The following is a 14,652-nucleotide window of genomic DNA, read 5'->3' as shown; positions in this document are numbered from 1 at the left end:
CGCTCGCTCGCGACACTGGTGCCCAGCCAGCGTGGTTCGAGCGATGTACCGCCGGTCCAGCCTGGCGGTGCTCGTCCCGTCCAAGCTCCGCGACGCGGCTGTGACCTCGCCTGCTCGAGTACGCCGGCCCGCTGGCACCTCCGTGGCTGGCATCTCCAGTCGTTGCCTGCGCGACGCTCGTGACGCGTGCTGTATGGCTTCGGCTCGTCTGCGGTCGCGACAGCGACGGTAACAGAAAGAGATTCTCGTGGCGATACGACTCCGACAGCGGCAGTCGTTCGTGGTCAGTTCGCGAGTCGAGCGCGTGCTTCACGTGCGGCCGGCAGGACGACCCAGAACGTCAGCGCGCCCAGGATCATGAACCAGAAGAGACCCTCCTTGACGATGAGAGCGATCGCCTCCAGTGCGCTCGGGTCAGCCGGGTCCGCACCGAGGAGCTGGGTCTCCTCGAAGCCGGGGGTGTTGTACCAGCCGGCGAGCACTATCCAGATGAGACCGGAGGCCGTCGCGATGGCCAGGCCTTTCATGAATTCGTCAGCCATTATCGGATTCTTCGTCGGTGTCGTCTTTAGACTTTCCCATTTCCGCGGTCTGGAAGCGTGTCGAGAACGCGTAGATGGCCGCGCCGGCGACGATGAGCCCGAGCCCGAGCAGCGCGAGCAGCAGGTTCACCTCCGAGAGCGCCGCGCTCGCGTTGTTCGTCGCGGTGTCGAGCACGATGAACCCGAGGATGACCCCGGTCATCGCGAGCAGCGTCGCGAACACCGTGACCGTCTTGTACAGCCGCATCGGGACCTCGACCTCGCGGCCGCGGAGGCCCGACGACTCCTCGGACGCTGATGATTCGTGTGGCTCTGCAGTGTCTGCGTCGTCCATGAGAGGAGAGTGAGGTGGTTATTTCGGCGGCCGGAGACGGTAGTACCGGCGGTTCAGGCTGTACATGTACCCCTCCTGCATCGCCCGGAACACCGTGTAGGAGATGAGTCCCAGCACGGGCGGGATGAGGAACGTCAGGTCGAACAGCAGGTGGGAGTCCATCGGGAGCAGGTTCTTGACCGACAGCGCGGCGATGGTGAACGCGAACGCGACACCCATGACACCGATACCGGCCCAGAACGGCTGCTCGACGGGACGGCGCGCGCTCCCCTTGTTGAGGAACGGCACCATCGCGATGAAGCCGACGACCACGATGTTCGCGACGACACCGTACGTCCGGTCGGCCATCAGCTTCTCGCCGCCCAGGATGGACAGCTCCGGGTTGAGCGGGCCGAGCTTCAGCAGGCCGAACGACCAGTACAGGTACCAGTCGGGCAGGATGATCTCCGGCGTCGTGGACGGGTCTGCCGGCGGGCCGATGTGTGGCGGGAGCGTGGCCGAGAGGAACAGGATGAGCCCGACGAAGAAGCTCGTCAGCGCGAAGTTCCGGATCATCTCGTGTGGCCACGCCGGGAAGCCGAGCACGTCACGTTCGACGTAGTCGGACTCCATCCGGAGGTCCTGGTCCTCGCGGCGTGCGCGTTCGAAGTACTCGTAAGTCAGCCGGGAGAGCCCCTGTGTGCGCTCCTTGCGCTCGCTCCACGTGGGGGTCTCGTCGTCCGGCGCGACGATACCGGTACCGCTGCCGTCTGCGATCGGTTCGGAGTCGTTGTCTTCTGCCATGGTTAGTGCGGTTCCGCGATACCCTGCATCCAGACGATGCCGATGTGCAGTGCGATCAGCGTCGTCACCACGAACGGCAGGACGAACACGTGCAGGATGTACATCCGTTGCAGCGTCGACTGCGTCAGGGTGAAGCCGCCGAAGATGAGCTGTGCGACCCACTCACCGGCGAGCGGGATCGAGAGCGACATCTCGACGCCGATCTGGCCGGCCCAGAACGCGAGCTGGTCCCACGGGAGCAGGTAACCCGTGTACCCGAACACCATCGTCAGCGAGATGAGGATGATGCCGAGGATCCAGTTGAGCTCGCGGGGCTCCTTGTACGCGCCGGTGAAGTACACACGGAGCATGTGCAGGAACACGGCCGCGACCATCACCTGTGCGGACCAGCGATGGAGCGACCGGAGCATGAACCCGAAGTTCAGGTCCTGCATGATGAACACGATCTGGTTGTACGCCGCCGACGGGTCGCCTGCGGTCGACGGGGAGTAGTAGAACCCGAGCAGTGCGCCCGATATGGCCGCCACCACGTACGCTATCGTGGAGAACGACCCGAGCGCATACAGCGGGTACCAGTACCAGAACTTGTTGTCGAGGTTGTACTGCTCGGTGTGGCTCTTGGGCATCTGGAGGTTGACCTTGTAGTAGAGGTCCTCCAGCAGCTCCAGGTAGTCGACGATCCGGAGCCGCTTGTCGAGCCAGATGAGCGTCATCAGGTACGTCTTCTCGACGGGGGTGAGGTCCTTCGTCTTCATCCACCCCTGATGGTCGTATTCGTCTTTCTTTTGCAGGCTCATGGTGTCAGTCCCTCGCCGGCCGTGGCAGCGCCACGTAGTTCGTGCTGATGATGTTGAACGGGTCGTACACGGACTGGTGGCACTGGCAGTAGACGCGGTCGGACGCGCCGAAGTTCGCGGCACCAGCCTGGCCCTTGAACGCCGGCACGCAGCAGAAGTGCGTACACTTGTTCAGGTGGGCCATGACGCCCTTGTCGGTCGTCTTGGACAGCCATTCGTTGTCCTGCGCCGCTTCCTCGATGCGGCTCGAACGGATGACCTCGACGGCCATCGTCTCGGAGGGTTCGAGATCCTCGGAGCGCCAACTACCACTGGCGGGCTTGCCGATGCCGGCGGTCCCGATGCCGTTGCCCCACGTCTCGTAGTCCGAGAAGTGGCTCAGCTTCATCTTCTGCCCGCCGCTGACTTCCTCGTTCTGCCACGTGAACTTCGAGTTGGCGTTGTAGCGGAAGTAGTTGGTCAGGTCCGAGTTCTCCTCGGTGGCGTCGGGGTAGACGCCGGGGTAGGTCTGTACTCCACAGTACTGGAACCACTCCGAGGAGTACGTCTCGCCCGCGATGTCTTCTCTCGCGACCTTGAGGGTCTTCCCCTGCTCTTCGACCTCGGACACCTCGGGCCAGCGACCCTTGATGTAGAAGTCGTCCTCGCCCGGTATCTCCTCGAGTTCGATGGGAATCTGCGGCATTCCGCGCGGGGCTGGACCGTCGGTGTTCTCGATGGCGCGGAACGTCACCGACCCACCGCCACCGCCGCTCGAGGATGTCGTGCTGTTGATGGCCGCAGCGCCCGCTGTGGCGATGCCGGCGAGCGATGCGCCACCGACGACGCCCTTCACGAAGCGACGGCGGTCCGATTCGACCGGGTATTTGTCTTCGTCTAGTGGCATAGTTATCTCTTGTAGTAGGGATAGACCGCGCGTTTGAGTGTGTCGAGTGCGTTGGCGTCGCCGAGCTCCGCCCCGTCGACGTCTTCCTCGCGGATGTAGAGGTCCTCCCACTTCCGACGGCGCTTCTTGACGATCATCACGTCGGGCAGGAACTCCTTGCGGTAGAGCAGGAGGATGAACGCGAGGTCGATGAAGATGATGGCGAGCAGGAACCCGAGGTACATGTTCCCCTCACCGCTCAGTCCCCAGCCGTTGACGAGGCCGTAGGTGAACAGACCGACGAAGACGACCTCGATGACGGTCAACAGGACGATGGCGACTGCTGCGGCGGTGCTCTCTTTGGCCGGTTCGTATCGGTGGATGTCACCGTAGTTGCTTCCTTTCGTGGACATCTGTCAGTCCCTCCCTGGGCTGCTGCTGTGAGCGGACTCGCCGTACTTGAGCACGTAGAACGTGAACATCAGCGAGCTCATGATGGCGAGGATGGTCGAGATACCGACCCAGTGAGCCTGAATCGGGACGCCCATGTCTTCGGGGTCGACCTCTCCGCCACCTTCGCCACCCGGTGGCTGGCCGGACTCGTTGACGATGATGGTGGCCTTCATGCCGAGGCCAGCGTGGGGGTCACACTGGTACTCGTACGTGCCGAGCGTCTCGAACGTGTGCTCGTAGCTGAATCCGGTGTTCTCGGTCGGCATGTGGCCCTCCCACTCGGCGCCCTCGGGCACGCTCTGGGGGTTGATGTTGTGGTTGTCGGACTCCCACTCGAACGTCACCGTCGTGCCGGGCGAAATGTAGAGGGGGTCCTCCGTTCCAGGTGTGTACACGTAGTCGCCGTTCGGGCCGACAGCGACGGTCGCGCTACCGCCGCCACCGCCGTCGCCAGGAGCAGCGGTCGTGCCGTTCGTCGTCCCGTTGTCCGAGGAGTTGTTACCCTCCTGGATGCCGAACGACCCGGACGACCCTGTCTCCTCCTGGGCGGCGGCGGCCGCACTCGCGGCTCCAGCGCCGCCGGCAACGCCGCTGGCAGCCATCAGAAAGTCCCGCCTATTCATACATACGATGCTCAGGATTGGGTTTGCTTAAACCCACCGATGCAAGGGTCACAGCGCCTACGATTCGGAGTCGGCCGTGCCGTCGACACCCACGGAATCACGGGGGTCGCCGTCCGGTTCGACCGGAAGGAACGACGGCCGCTCGCCGTCCTCGAGACCGATGGCACGAAGCCGATTGCGGTACTCCTCCGCGCGGAACCGGTCGGAGAGTCTGGCGTTGGCCACGGTCAGGAACAGCGCGAGGCCTGCGAGAGCGAACACCATCGCCATCACGATCATGATCCCACGAGCGAGGGCGTCGCCGGACCCGCTCGTTGCGAAGAACGCACCGGCGACGAGCCCGAGCGCCGCGACCAGCAGCGAGCCCGCGACGATCTGTAGCATGTTGTTGCCGAGCTGGCCGCTCCCCTCCGGAATCTCGTCAGGGTGTGGCAGCACCGCCTCGGCCGGCGGCTCCGTGGGCTCGTACTCGTCCATCGAGCAGAGCGCGACGGTCGGCTTGACGTCCCGGAGGACGGTCCCGAAGCCGTCGATGGAGCCGTCGGGGAACACCATCGCGTATCCCTCGTCGGAGTACGCGAGCAGGACCTCCTCACCCTCGTACGCGACGCGCTCGATGACGGCGAACACGTCACGGCTGGCGATCTGCGCGTTGAGGTCTTGCTCGACGCGGTCGAGCAGCTCCTCGCCGACAATCCACGTCTCGGGGTCGAACGCGGCGTCCCACTCCTCGTAGCTCATCTCCGCCATCTCGGCCGGGCCGAAGTCCTCGAAGTCGTACTTCTCCTCGACCTGACGGCGGAGCTCCTCGTCGGAGACGTACTCCGTCTCGGCAGTCTCTACGGCGTCGTCGGTCTCGCCCTGACCGGCCCGTTCGTCCTCGCTCTCGGACCGGGACGGTCCAGCGTCGGTCATTACTCGCACGTTGGTCCCGAACCTGTAAACGCTTTCCGACGTCCGACCCGGACCGGATTCCGACCTTTTAACGCGGCGCGAGACGGAAGTCCGCGCATGGTCGAGGACCTCACCGTCGCCACGCTCGCGCTGACCATGGTCTCAGCGAGCTTCCCTTTCTACCTCTACGGCGCGTGGATCATGATCGACACGGAAGTCGTCACGTGGGACACGCTCGTCTACCACCTGAAGTTCATCGTGGTCGGGCTGAGCCTGAACACCCTCCCTGTCGCCCTCTGGATGGGTCCGCGGCTCATCAACGAGCAGCAGTTCGGCGGGCTGGCAGCGCTCCACTCGTTCCTCGGGCTCCAGGCGTATGCCCTCCTCCTGTTCGCGCTCACCGGCATCTACCACATCCTGCAGGCCAAGCGACGGCTGAACCTCTACGAGGACCCGGACCAGGACATCGCGCTGGACGAGATACACGAGAACATGCCTGCGTGGCGATTTCGCCTCCGCGTCGGCGTCTTCGGCTACGTCGGCTTCTGGATACTGGCCTACGTCGTCGGCATCATGCGCTACGTCGTGCTGTACCAGATCCTCTGAGTCTCAGTCCCAGGGCTCGCCCGAGGCGAGGTCAACGTCAGAATCGCCCTTCGCTGAGGGACAGATGTCCGCCAGCTCGCAGGCGTCACAGTCGGCCGAGCGCGCCCCACAGACCGCCCGTCCGTGGTCGATGAGGAGGTGGGTGAACTCCTGCCACTTGTCCCGGGGAACGACCTCCTGCAGCTCCGGCTCGATGCTCTCCGGACGCTCCGCCTCGGTCAGTCCGAGCCGGCGGGAGAGCCGCTGGACGTGGGTGTCAACGACGATACCCTCGACGATGTCGTGGCCGTGCTGGAGCACGACGTTCGCGGTCTTGCGACCCACGCCGGGGAGGTCGGTCAGCGCCGACATCGTGTCCGGCACCTCGCCGTCGTGCTCCTCGACGAGAATCTCGCCGATGCCATTCAGGTAGCCGCCCTTGTTGTTGTGGAAGGTGATGCCGTAGATGTCCTCGGCGAGCTGCTCCTCGCTCGCCGCGGCGTAGTCTTCCGCTGTCTGGTACTTCTCGAACAGTTCCTCCGTGACCTCGTTGACGCGCTCGTCGGTACACTGCGCGGAGAGGACGACCGCGACGAGCAGCTCCAGCCGGTTCGAGAAGCGCAGGGAGATGGCCGAGTCGGGATACTCGTTCTCGAGGCGTTCGACCACTTCCGCCGCCTGTGCCGACCGCGGTTCCAGTGGGGTTCCCATGTGCTCGTGTTCGGCGGCTGGCGTTTCAGCGGTTCGGTTCCGGCTCTCGGTCCGGCGGCCAGAAAAACCCGACGTGCTCGTCGCCTGGGACTCGCTGCCGTCTTCACTTCGTTGCGGTCCTTGTGTCGTCTCGCTGCCCTCCACTCACTGCGTTCGCGGAGACCTCCCTTCGTTCGACACGCTCACGGGTCTCGCTCGCTAGCGCTCGCTCCGAACCGCGCACCGCTCGCCAGCCGCGTGCCCTACCGGCTGGCCAGCAGGAGTCGAGAACAGATTGGCGGCGGCTCAGTCGAAACTGCCGGACCGAATCTCGCGTTCGGCGTCGTCGAGCGCCGCCCCGGCGTCGAAGTCCGCCACGAGTTCCCGCAGCGTCGCCTCGTCGGCGTCGGCCAGTTCCTCGGCGTGCGCGGTCATGTTCGGCAGCGCCCGGACGATGTTGTCGACGATGGGGACGGCGGCCGTGCGGGCCGACCGGGAGCCGGGGTTGAGGTCGACGACGAGTTCGGTCTTACCCATCGCGGCGAGGGCCTCGGCGCGGTCCCCGTCCTCCAGCGGGACGAGCACCACGTCGGCGTCGTGGATGCCGTCCGCGTCGACCTTGCCGCGCTCGTGGGAGAGTCCGGGGATGCGCGCGTCGGCGGCCAGACCCTTGACGTCGGTCGCGCCGTGCTCCCGGAGGTGGTCGACGATGGCCTGCATGCGCTCTGCCGTGCGGTTGAACAGGTTCACCTCGATGTCAGCGCCGGTCGCCTCGGCGAGTTCGACCGTCTCTTCGGGGGCGAGTGCGGCGACGTTCCCGTTGACCGAGAGCACCGCGTGGTCCGCCAGCAGGAGGTGGGCGGCAGCGACGCGTTCGGCGTCGTCGGCCGACTCCGTCGTCCGCTCACCGAGGAGGTAGTCGAACGCCTCGCCGCGGCCCTGTGCGATGAGCCCCTGTCGGCTGGTGATGCCCTCGTCGACACCGGCTTCGATGCGGTGTCTGGTCAGCAGCGACTCGTACCGAGGGTGGTCCTCGGGCACATCGACGTGTTCGCTCATGGCCGCCACTCCGCGCCGACCGTGAAAAACGCTCACGATTCGAAGTGTTCGCCTGTCACGGCGAGCGAGACGAACGCCGTCGCGCCGAGTCCGGTCCCGGCGAGGAACGACGGGTCACCGGTGACGGCGGCCCCGAACGTCGAGAGGACGACGACTGGAACCAGAACGAGCAACAGCCCGACCCGGCCTGCGGGCCGGCCGAGCGCGGTGACCCTGGCGAGGCCGAGCAACAGCAGGCCGACGATGAACAGCGGCACGGACTGGATCGGCGTCGGCGCGTTCAGCAATCCGAACGCCGCGAGTGCGAGCGCGAGCAGGGCTGTCGCGAAGATAGCGACGACGACGGGACCGGGCGTGCGCTGGTCGGTCATCGGTCGCACTGGGACCGCAGGGCAGGAAAACACGTCGGTTGCGGTCGGCCGTCTCGGGTCACTTCAGCATCGCACCCGCGGGATGGGTCGCACACACCGACGGGTCGTAGCCCGCATCGGAGAGCCCGGTCCCGAGCGCGAACACCGTCTCGCCGAGCATCGCCATCGACGCCTGGCCGTCGGCCGCCAGCACGTCCTGGATGACCTCGGTCACCCCCGGCGTGAGCAGTTCGGCCTCCCGGGCGAACCGCCGCGACGCGTGGACGAAGCTCGCGAGGGTCGGCTCCTCGACGACGCGGGAGAGCGCCCGTTTCCCGGCTTCGGAGAGCAGCGTGGTATCGCCCGAGAGCACGTCCTCCGTCGACAGCTCTCCCATGGAGATGTACTCGACCCGGGCCCGTGCGGGGATACCGTCGAGGTGGTTGTCCTGTGGCCCACCCGGCTCCAGACGGATGGGGACACCGCCGCGTGCCTGTGCGACCACGTCGCCGAGCCCGGAGCCGGCCTGAACGTCGGCACCGTGAGCGATGGTCACGAGCTCGTTCTCGGAGAGCTGCCGTCGATAGGCGTGGTTCGCCGCCAGCGCGGTCCCGAGCGCCAGCGCGCCGGAGACACCGAAGCCGGCACCCAGTGGTAGCTCCGTCTCGGCCGCGACGACGGCGGGTGCCCCGAGCGCGTCGAGCACCCGGTCGACCGCCTCGACCTCGACTGCGTCGCCGTTCAACGTCAGCGACGGCCCGTTGCCCTGCTGGACGGTCACCGCGACGCCGTCGGTCAGGGTCAGACCGGTCCCCGTCGAGCCGGCCTTCGTCGGGTCGGAGTCGTCCGGGTGTGCGCTGAAGAAGCCCGTGATGTGTCCCGGAACGAACGCCCGCGCCTCCTCGGTCATGCCACACCATCCGCGACGGGTGCCTTAATCCGTTTTCATCTCGGCCAGTCGGCCGCTTCCGAGCCCGGACTCAGGAACGTCAGGTACGCCAGCAGCCCAGGCGGTCCGGTGAGGAACACGGCGAGCGTGAGGCCGGCCGCGGCGGGCCGACCGTGGTAGTCGGAGTCGTAGCAGACCCACGCCGCGATACCGCCCCAGCACAGGGCGACGAAGATGGGGAGCCCGAACAGGAGGGCGATTCCAGACATAGTTCCACACTCTTCTGTCTGATATAAATGTGTTTTGTACGGTGTGTCTGGAAGAACGTTCGACAGGACGGCCGCGTCAGCAGCTCGTCCGTGCCCGTGTCCCTACGGGCTCAGGCGCTGCCGGTCGCGTGGGAATTTACTCGCTCCGTTACACTCCGCTCGTGCTTCCCACGCTCCTCGCAGCGTCGTCGCCTACGGCGACAGACGCTGCCGGTCGCGTGGGAAGAGGACAGCCTCCCGGATGTTGTCCAGTCCGAGCATCGTCATGACGAGACGCTCGCCGCCGAGGCCCCAGCCGGCGTGCGGGGGCATGCCGTACTTGAACATCTTCGTGTAGTACTCGAACTCGTCGGGGTCGAGGCCCTGCTGCTCGAAGCCCTCGACGAGGTGTTCGTAGCGGTGCTCGCGCTGGCCACCCGAGACGAGCTCCATGCGCGGATGCATGAGGTCGAAGCCGGTCGAGGTCTCCGCGTCGTCGTCGTAGTCCTTGATGTAGAACGGCTTGATCTCGCTGGGCCAGTCGACGATGAAGTAGTGCTCGCCGACCTCCTCGCCGAGCACGCGCTCGGCCTCGGTCGAGAGGTCGTCGCCGTAGACGAGCATCTCGTCGAGTTCGCCGGTCGCGTTGATGCGGTCGAGCGCCTCCTCGTAGGTGAGCCGCGGGAACTCGCCGCTCGGTGCCTCGAACTCGTCGGCGAGGTCGAGCAGCTCGAGCTCCTCCTGGCAGTTCTCGGCGACGGCTTCGTAGGCGGCCGTGACGATGCCCTCGACGACGTCCATCGCCTCGGTGTGGTCGTGGAACGCGCCCTCGAAGTCGATGGAGGTCGCCTCGTTCAGGTGTCGCGGCGTGTTGTGCTCCTCGGCGCGGAAGATGGGGCCGATCTCGAACACCTTCTCGAGGCCGGAGCCGGCCATCAGCTGCTTGAACAGCTGCGGGCTCTGGTTCATGAACGCCTCCTCGCCGAAGTAGGAGATGGGGAACAGCTCGGTGCCGCCCTCGGTCCCCGTGGCGACAATCTTCGGCGTGTTGATCTCCGTACAGCCCTCGTCGCGGAACTGCTCGCGGACCGCGCGCAGGACCTCGGCGCGGATCTCGAAGACGGCCTGCACGTCGGGCTTGCGGAGGTCGAGCGTGCGGTTGTCCAGCCGGGTCGGGAGCTCGGCGTCGACCTTGCCGGACGGGTCGAGCGGGAGCTCGGGGTCGGCGGGTGCGATGACCTCGAAGCCGTCGGGCGTGACCTCGACGCCGGTGGGCGCGCGGGGCTCCTCGTCGACGGTGCCGGTGACGCTGACGACGCTCTCGCGGGAGGCGTCGAGACCGGCCTCGACGAGGTCGTCGTCCATCTCGTCCTTCTCGAACTTGATCTGAATCTTCCCCGTCTTGTCCCGGAGGATGAGGAAGGCGATGCCACCGAGGTCGCGGATTTCGTGGACCCAGCCGGCCACTGTCACGTGGTCGCCCGGCTCGGCGTCCGCGGTGTACGTTCGGTTCTCCATACCACCGGTTTCCGGAGGGGTAGCCTTAAACACCGTCTTTTCGGTCGACGGTGTCCGGCTCAGAAACCACCGTATCGCAGGTAGACCATGCTGGCGATGACGGCGAGCTGGAACACGCCCTGGATGCCAGCGAGCTTCGCGTTCCGCATCCCGATTCGGCTGATGACCGCCGTATCCGGGTTCTCGGAGCGCATCTCGCGGTACATCTTCACCTCGCCGGGCAGCAGCACGCCGAAGCCGAGCACGCTGAGGACCGTGACGATGACCAGCGCGACGGCGATGACGTTGCTCGTCATCTCGAAGGCTGGGAGCGTCGTCGCGAGGTAGGCGACGCTCACGACCAGCGAGAGGCCGAAGGCGAGGAGCCAGCGCCGGTCCCGGAACGCGTCGAACTGCCAGCCGATGCTCAAGAGGGAAGGCAGGAGGGTGAACGCGGTGAACAGGGCGAGCCACGGCTGTGCGTTCGGGAACACCTGGGCCCGGAGGGCGAGCGTGATGCCGCTGGCGATGGTGACGAGCGCCAGCGACGGCATCAGGAACGTCATCTTCGGCGTGAACCGTTCGAACACCGAAGAGCGCGCGTCGACGGCGAGGCCGCCGAGGACCGGCCCGAGAACCATCGCCATGAAGAGGTCGATGCCGGTCCACAGGACGCCGGCCATCACGTGGACGTAGGTGTGCTGCTCGCGCGTGCCGACCGTGGCGGCCAGCGCGAGCGCGAGCACCGGCAGGAGGACTGCCCCTGTCGCGAACGCCGGATTCGCTCTCGACCCCATACCTCGAACCGTCCCGCGAACCGTCTCCGCCATGTGAGGCCGGTCGACGCCCGGCAACAAAAATATTGTTCCAGTGACATCACTCCCCGCGGCCGGTGCGCCGTTACCATCGTTAATACGGGGCCGGGAGAGTCCTAACAGTCGTGTCCGCCACGGCAACCTTTTAGAGGGAATACACCCTTGGCCAACACGAGCCATGGCAAATCTTGTCACAGAAATCGCCGACACCGCGTCGGCGCATCCGAACACGACGGCACTACACTACGACGGCCAGGACATCAGCTACGAGGAGTTCTGGGGGCAGGTCGGACAGTTCGCCGCCGGGCTCCAGAAGGCCGGCATCGAGCCGGGTGACAGGGTCGGGATCTACCTCCCGAACCTGCCACAGTTCGTGGTGGCGTTCCACGGTACCCTGCGTGCTGGCGGCATCGTCGTCCCCACCAACCCACAGTACAAGACCCGGGAGATCAGCCACCTCCTCGGGGACAGCGGCGCGAACGTCGTCGTGACGATCGGCGACCTCGTTCCGTTCGTCCGCGAGGTGCAGGACGACACCGAGGTCGAGGAGATCGTCGCGGTCGGCGGCCACGACGACGCGACCGGGTTCCGCGAGTTCCTCGCCGCGGACGCACCCGAGATCGTCGACCGCGAGGACGACGACGTGGCCGTTCAGCCGTACACGTCCGGCACCACGGGCCAGCCGAAGGGCGTGCTGCTCACCCACGAGAACCTCCACTCGAACGCAGAGATGGCCGCCTCGCTCGTCCCCGATGGAGTTCGGACCGACGACAAGGCCCTCGGGGTGCTCCCGCTGTTCCACATCTACGGCATGACGGTGGTGATGAACGCGACCCTGTTCAGCGGTGGGGCGTACTACCCGCTCCCGTCGTGGGACGCCCAGCAGGCGATGGAGCTACTTGCCGCCGAGGACCTCACCATCATGCACGGCGTCCCGGCGATGTACAACGACGTCATCAACCAGCCCAACGCCGAGGAGTTCGACTTCTCGTCGGTCCGGCTCTGTGGCGTCGGCGGCTCCGGCATCCCGGTGGAGGTGCTCCGCCGGTTCGAGGAGCTCTACCCCACCAAGATCTACGAGGGGTACGGGCTCACCGAGACCAGTCCAGTCACGCACTTCAACAGCCCGGAGAAGGGCCGCCGCGTGGGCAGCATCGGCAAGACGCTGCCCGGCGTCGACTCCCGGGTCGTCGACGAGGAGTTCGAGGAGGTCTCGCCCGTCGACGAGGGGCCGGTCGACGAGGAGGCAGTCGACCTCGACGAGATAACCGGCGAGCTCGTCATCAGCGGGGCGAACGTCATGGAGGGCTACTACGGGCTGCCCGACGCCAACGAGGACGCTTTCACCCACGCGGACGGCAAGCGCTGGTTCCATACCGGCGACATCGGCTACTACGACGAGGACGGCTTCTACTACGTCGTCGACCGCGAGAAGCACATGATCGTCAGCGGCGGGTACAACATCTACCCGCGCGAGGTCGAGGAGCTCCTCTTCGAACACCCCGACATCGCCGAGGCGGCCGTCGTCGGCATCCCCGACGAGCGCCGTGGCGAGACGGTGAAGGCGTTCGTGGTGAAGACCCCCGACTCGGACCTCACCGCCGACGAGGTGCGTGAGTACTGCCTCGAACGCCTCGCCGAGTACAAGCATCCGCGCGAGGTCGCCTTCGTCGACGAGCTCCCGCGAACCACGACGGGCAAGGTCCAGAAGTTCGAGCTGCGGGAGGCCGACGAATGAGCGACGCCGTCCTCGTCGACATCGAGGACGGTGTGGCCACCATCACGCTGAACGAGCCCGACCGGCGCAACGCGTTCTCGCTCGACATGTCCGCGGGGCTGCGCGACGCCCTGGACGAGGTCGAGGAGAGCGACGCCCGCTGTGTCGTTATCGAGGGCGCTGGCGACGCGTTCTCGGCTGGGGGCGACGTGGAGCTGATGTCCCAGACCGCGACCGGAGCGGTGCCGCTCGACGAGAGCGTACGCACGCTGGAGAAGACGACGAGCGAGACGATGGCCCGCGTCGTCGCGTTCCCCCTCCCGACCGTCGCGAAGGTCGACGGCCCGGCGGTCGGCGCGGGGGCGAACCTCGCCATCGCCTGCGACGTGCAACTCGCCAGCGAGAACGCGGCAATCGGGTTCGTCTTCCGCGAGGTCGGGCTCGCGGTCGACGCCGGCACGTCCTACCTGCTTCCCCGCGTCGTCGGCACGAACGTCGCCAAGGAGCTCGTGTTCACCGGCGAGGTGCTCGGTGCCGAGCGCGCCCACGACCTCGGCCTCGTCAACCACGTCTACGACGCCGACGAGTTCGAGGCCGAGGTCGCGGCGTTCGTCGAGCGCATCGCGAGCGGCCCGACAGTCGCGCTCCGGCACTCGAAGCGCCTCATCGACGAGGGGCTGCGCCGGACCGTCGACGAGGCGATGGTCGCCGAGGCGACCGCACAGGGGCTGTGCTTCGATTCCGACGACCACGCCGAGGGCGTCACCGCCTTCGTCGAGAGCCGCGAGCCGGAGTTCGAGGGCCGCTGAGGCACCCGCCCCCGGTGCACGGGACAGCCGACCGAACCGAAGCCGTTTCACCACACGAGCGAGAGGCCACCGACATGACAGACGACGACGCACCCGACTGGAATTTCAAGGAGCGCGACGTGGTCATCCTCCGCGAGCTCGCTGCCAACCCACAGCGTTCCTCGCGCGAGCTGACCGATATCCTCGAATCGGAGTACGGCATCGAAGTCTCGCACGTCACCGTCAGCGAGACCATCCGGAAGATGCGCGAGCAGGGCGTCTTCCGCGAGGCCATCATCCCCAACGAGGAGTACTTCATCTTCGGGCTGTTCGAGTTCAAGTTCGACCCCGAGCACTTCGCCGACGAGTGGCGCGCCGCCATGGAGTACATCCGCGACAGCGAGCACACCCTGTTCTACTTCCTCTCGGACGGGGAGTACCAGTGGAAGTCGGTCATGATGTTCGCGACCCGTGAGGAGGAGTCCCGATGGATTCACGAGTTCTACAAGAACCACGGGAAGGTCATCTCGAACATCCGCAACTCCGTCATCCACAACGTGCTGAAGTTCGGGACCGACCCGGAGATATTCGAGGCGCTCGACGAGGAGCGGTGACGGGCAGGTAGCTCCGGCCTCGGTCGTTCTTCGCTCGATTCGATAGGACAGGCGACAGCCCCTCGCTCGCTCGCTCGATTCCCGGGGCTCGTTGCGCTACGGTAGGTCG

At 66.2% G+C, this 14,652-nt stretch carries 19 protein-coding genes; 4 read left to right on the top strand and 15 right to left on the bottom strand.

Annotated features, from left to right (window positions below):
• Window positions 1-284: 284 nt before the first annotated feature.
• From NO978_RS06675 to NO978_RS06640, 8 genes are all read right to left on the bottom strand, one after another.
• A complete protein-coding gene (locus tag NO978_RS06675) occupies window positions 285-542 on the bottom strand; it encodes a hypothetical protein (RefSeq protein ID WP_257298774.1) in 258 nt (85 codons plus the stop codon).
• Window positions 535-789 (bottom strand): hypothetical protein, encoded by a 255-nt coding sequence (locus NO978_RS06670; RefSeq protein ID WP_257299136.1) that lies wholly within the window; start codon window positions 787-789, stop codon window positions 535-537. Before NO978_RS06670 ends, NO978_RS06675 begins: the two co-directional genes overlap by 8 nt.
• 105 nt (window positions 790-894) lie before the next feature.
• Window positions 895-1,659 carry a cytochrome bc complex cytochrome b subunit gene (locus NO978_RS06665; protein ID WP_257298773.1) on the bottom strand — a complete coding sequence of 255 codons (765 nt, stop codon included), beginning with the start codon at window positions 1,657-1,659 and terminating at the stop codon, window positions 895-897.
• Window positions 1,660-1,661: 2 nt separating this feature from the next.
• Window positions 1,662-2,456 (bottom strand): cytochrome bc complex cytochrome b subunit, encoded by a 795-nt coding sequence (locus NO978_RS06660; RefSeq protein WP_257298772.1) that lies wholly within the window; start codon window positions 2,454-2,456, stop codon window positions 1,662-1,664.
• 4 nt (window positions 2,457-2,460) lie between these two features.
• Window positions 2,461-3,342 (bottom strand): Rieske 2Fe-2S domain-containing protein, encoded by an 882-nt coding sequence (locus NO978_RS06655; protein ID WP_257298771.1) that lies wholly within the window; start codon window positions 3,340-3,342, stop codon window positions 2,461-2,463.
• A 2-nt stretch (window positions 3,343-3,344) separates the two neighbouring features.
• Complete coding sequence (locus NO978_RS06650) at window positions 3,345-3,734, bottom strand: hypothetical protein (protein ID WP_257298770.1); 390 nt, start codon at window positions 3,732-3,734, stop codon at window positions 3,345-3,347.
• 3 nt (window positions 3,735-3,737) lie between these two features.
• On the bottom strand, window positions 3,738-4,397 hold the full coding sequence (locus NO978_RS06645) for a plastocyanin/azurin family copper-binding protein (RefSeq protein WP_257298769.1): 660 nt from the start codon (window positions 4,395-4,397) through the stop codon (window positions 3,738-3,740).
• 57 nt (window positions 4,398-4,454) lie between these two features.
• A complete protein-coding gene (locus NO978_RS06640) occupies window positions 4,455-5,312 on the bottom strand; it encodes a hypothetical protein (RefSeq protein WP_257298768.1) in 858 nt (285 codons plus the stop codon).
• A gap of 96 nt (window positions 5,313-5,408) precedes the next feature.
• Here NO978_RS06640 and NO978_RS06635 point away from each other — a divergent pair, with 96 nt between their 5' ends.
• A complete protein-coding gene (locus NO978_RS06635) occupies window positions 5,409-5,897 on the top strand; it encodes a hypothetical protein (protein WP_257298767.1) in 489 nt (162 codons plus the stop codon).
• 3 nt (window positions 5,898-5,900) lie between these two features.
• Here the strand turns inward: NO978_RS06635 and nth are convergent, their stop codons facing one another.
• The 7 genes from nth to NO978_RS06600 all read right to left on the bottom strand — a co-directional run bounded on the left by nth (window position 5,901) and on the right by NO978_RS06600 (window position 11,406).
• Entirely contained in the window at window positions 5,901-6,587 is a 687-nt protein-coding gene (gene nth, locus NO978_RS06630; RefSeq protein ID WP_257298766.1) for an endonuclease III, read from the bottom strand.
• 285 nt (window positions 6,588-6,872) lie between these two features.
• On the bottom strand, window positions 6,873-7,625 hold the full coding sequence (locus NO978_RS06625) for a 4-phosphopantoate--beta-alanine ligase (RefSeq protein ID WP_257298765.1): 753 nt from the start codon (window positions 7,623-7,625) through the stop codon (window positions 6,873-6,875).
• Window positions 7,626-7,657: 32 nt separating this feature from the next.
• Window positions 7,658-7,996 (bottom strand): hypothetical protein, encoded by a 339-nt coding sequence (locus NO978_RS06620; protein ID WP_257298764.1) that lies wholly within the window; start codon window positions 7,994-7,996, stop codon window positions 7,658-7,660.
• A gap of 58 nt (window positions 7,997-8,054) precedes the next feature.
• The gene (locus tag NO978_RS06615; RefSeq protein ID WP_257298763.1) at window positions 8,055-8,885 is read right to left on the bottom strand and encodes a pantoate kinase; all 831 of its coding nucleotides are present in this window, start codon (window positions 8,883-8,885) and stop codon (window positions 8,055-8,057) included.
• Window positions 8,886-8,920: 35 nt separating this feature from the next.
• Entirely contained in the window at window positions 8,921-9,133 is a 213-nt protein-coding gene (locus NO978_RS06610; RefSeq protein WP_257298762.1) for a hypothetical protein, read from the bottom strand.
• Between the two features lie 192 nt (window positions 9,134-9,325).
• The gene (gene aspS / locus NO978_RS06605; RefSeq protein ID WP_257298761.1) at window positions 9,326-10,630 is read right to left on the bottom strand and encodes an aspartate--tRNA(Asn) ligase; all 1,305 of its coding nucleotides are present in this window, start codon (window positions 10,628-10,630) and stop codon (window positions 9,326-9,328) included.
• A gap of 59 nt (window positions 10,631-10,689) precedes the next feature.
• The gene (locus tag NO978_RS06600) at window positions 10,690-11,406 is read right to left on the bottom strand and encodes a hypothetical protein (protein ID WP_369684124.1); all 717 of its coding nucleotides are present in this window, start codon (window positions 11,404-11,406) and stop codon (window positions 10,690-10,692) included.
• Window positions 11,407-11,602: 196 nt separating this feature from the next.
• Here NO978_RS06600 and NO978_RS06595 point away from each other — a divergent pair, with 196 nt between their 5' ends.
• From NO978_RS06595 to NO978_RS06585, 3 genes are all read left to right on the top strand, one after another.
• Complete coding sequence (locus tag NO978_RS06595; protein ID WP_257298759.1) at window positions 11,603-13,162, top strand: long-chain fatty acid--CoA ligase; 1,560 nt, start codon at window positions 11,603-11,605, stop codon at window positions 13,160-13,162.
• A complete protein-coding gene (locus NO978_RS06590; RefSeq protein WP_257298758.1) occupies window positions 13,159-13,950 on the top strand; it encodes an enoyl-CoA hydratase in 792 nt (263 codons plus the stop codon). The genes NO978_RS06595 and NO978_RS06590 overlap by 4 nt, the downstream gene beginning before the upstream one ends.
• A 74-nt stretch (window positions 13,951-14,024) precedes the next feature.
• Window positions 14,025-14,543, top strand: coding sequence for a winged helix-turn-helix domain-containing protein (locus NO978_RS06585; RefSeq protein WP_257298757.1), 519 nt, complete (start codon window positions 14,025-14,027; stop codon window positions 14,541-14,543).
• Window positions 14,544-14,652 lie beyond the last annotated feature (109 nt).

Source organism: Haloarchaeobius sp. FL176, from assembly GCF_024609245.1.
GTDB lineage: Archaea > Halobacteriota > Halobacteria > Halobacteriales > Natrialbaceae > Haloarchaeobius.
Note: the sequence above shows the minus strand (reverse complement) of the source record. Positions and strands in the feature narration are given on the sequence as shown.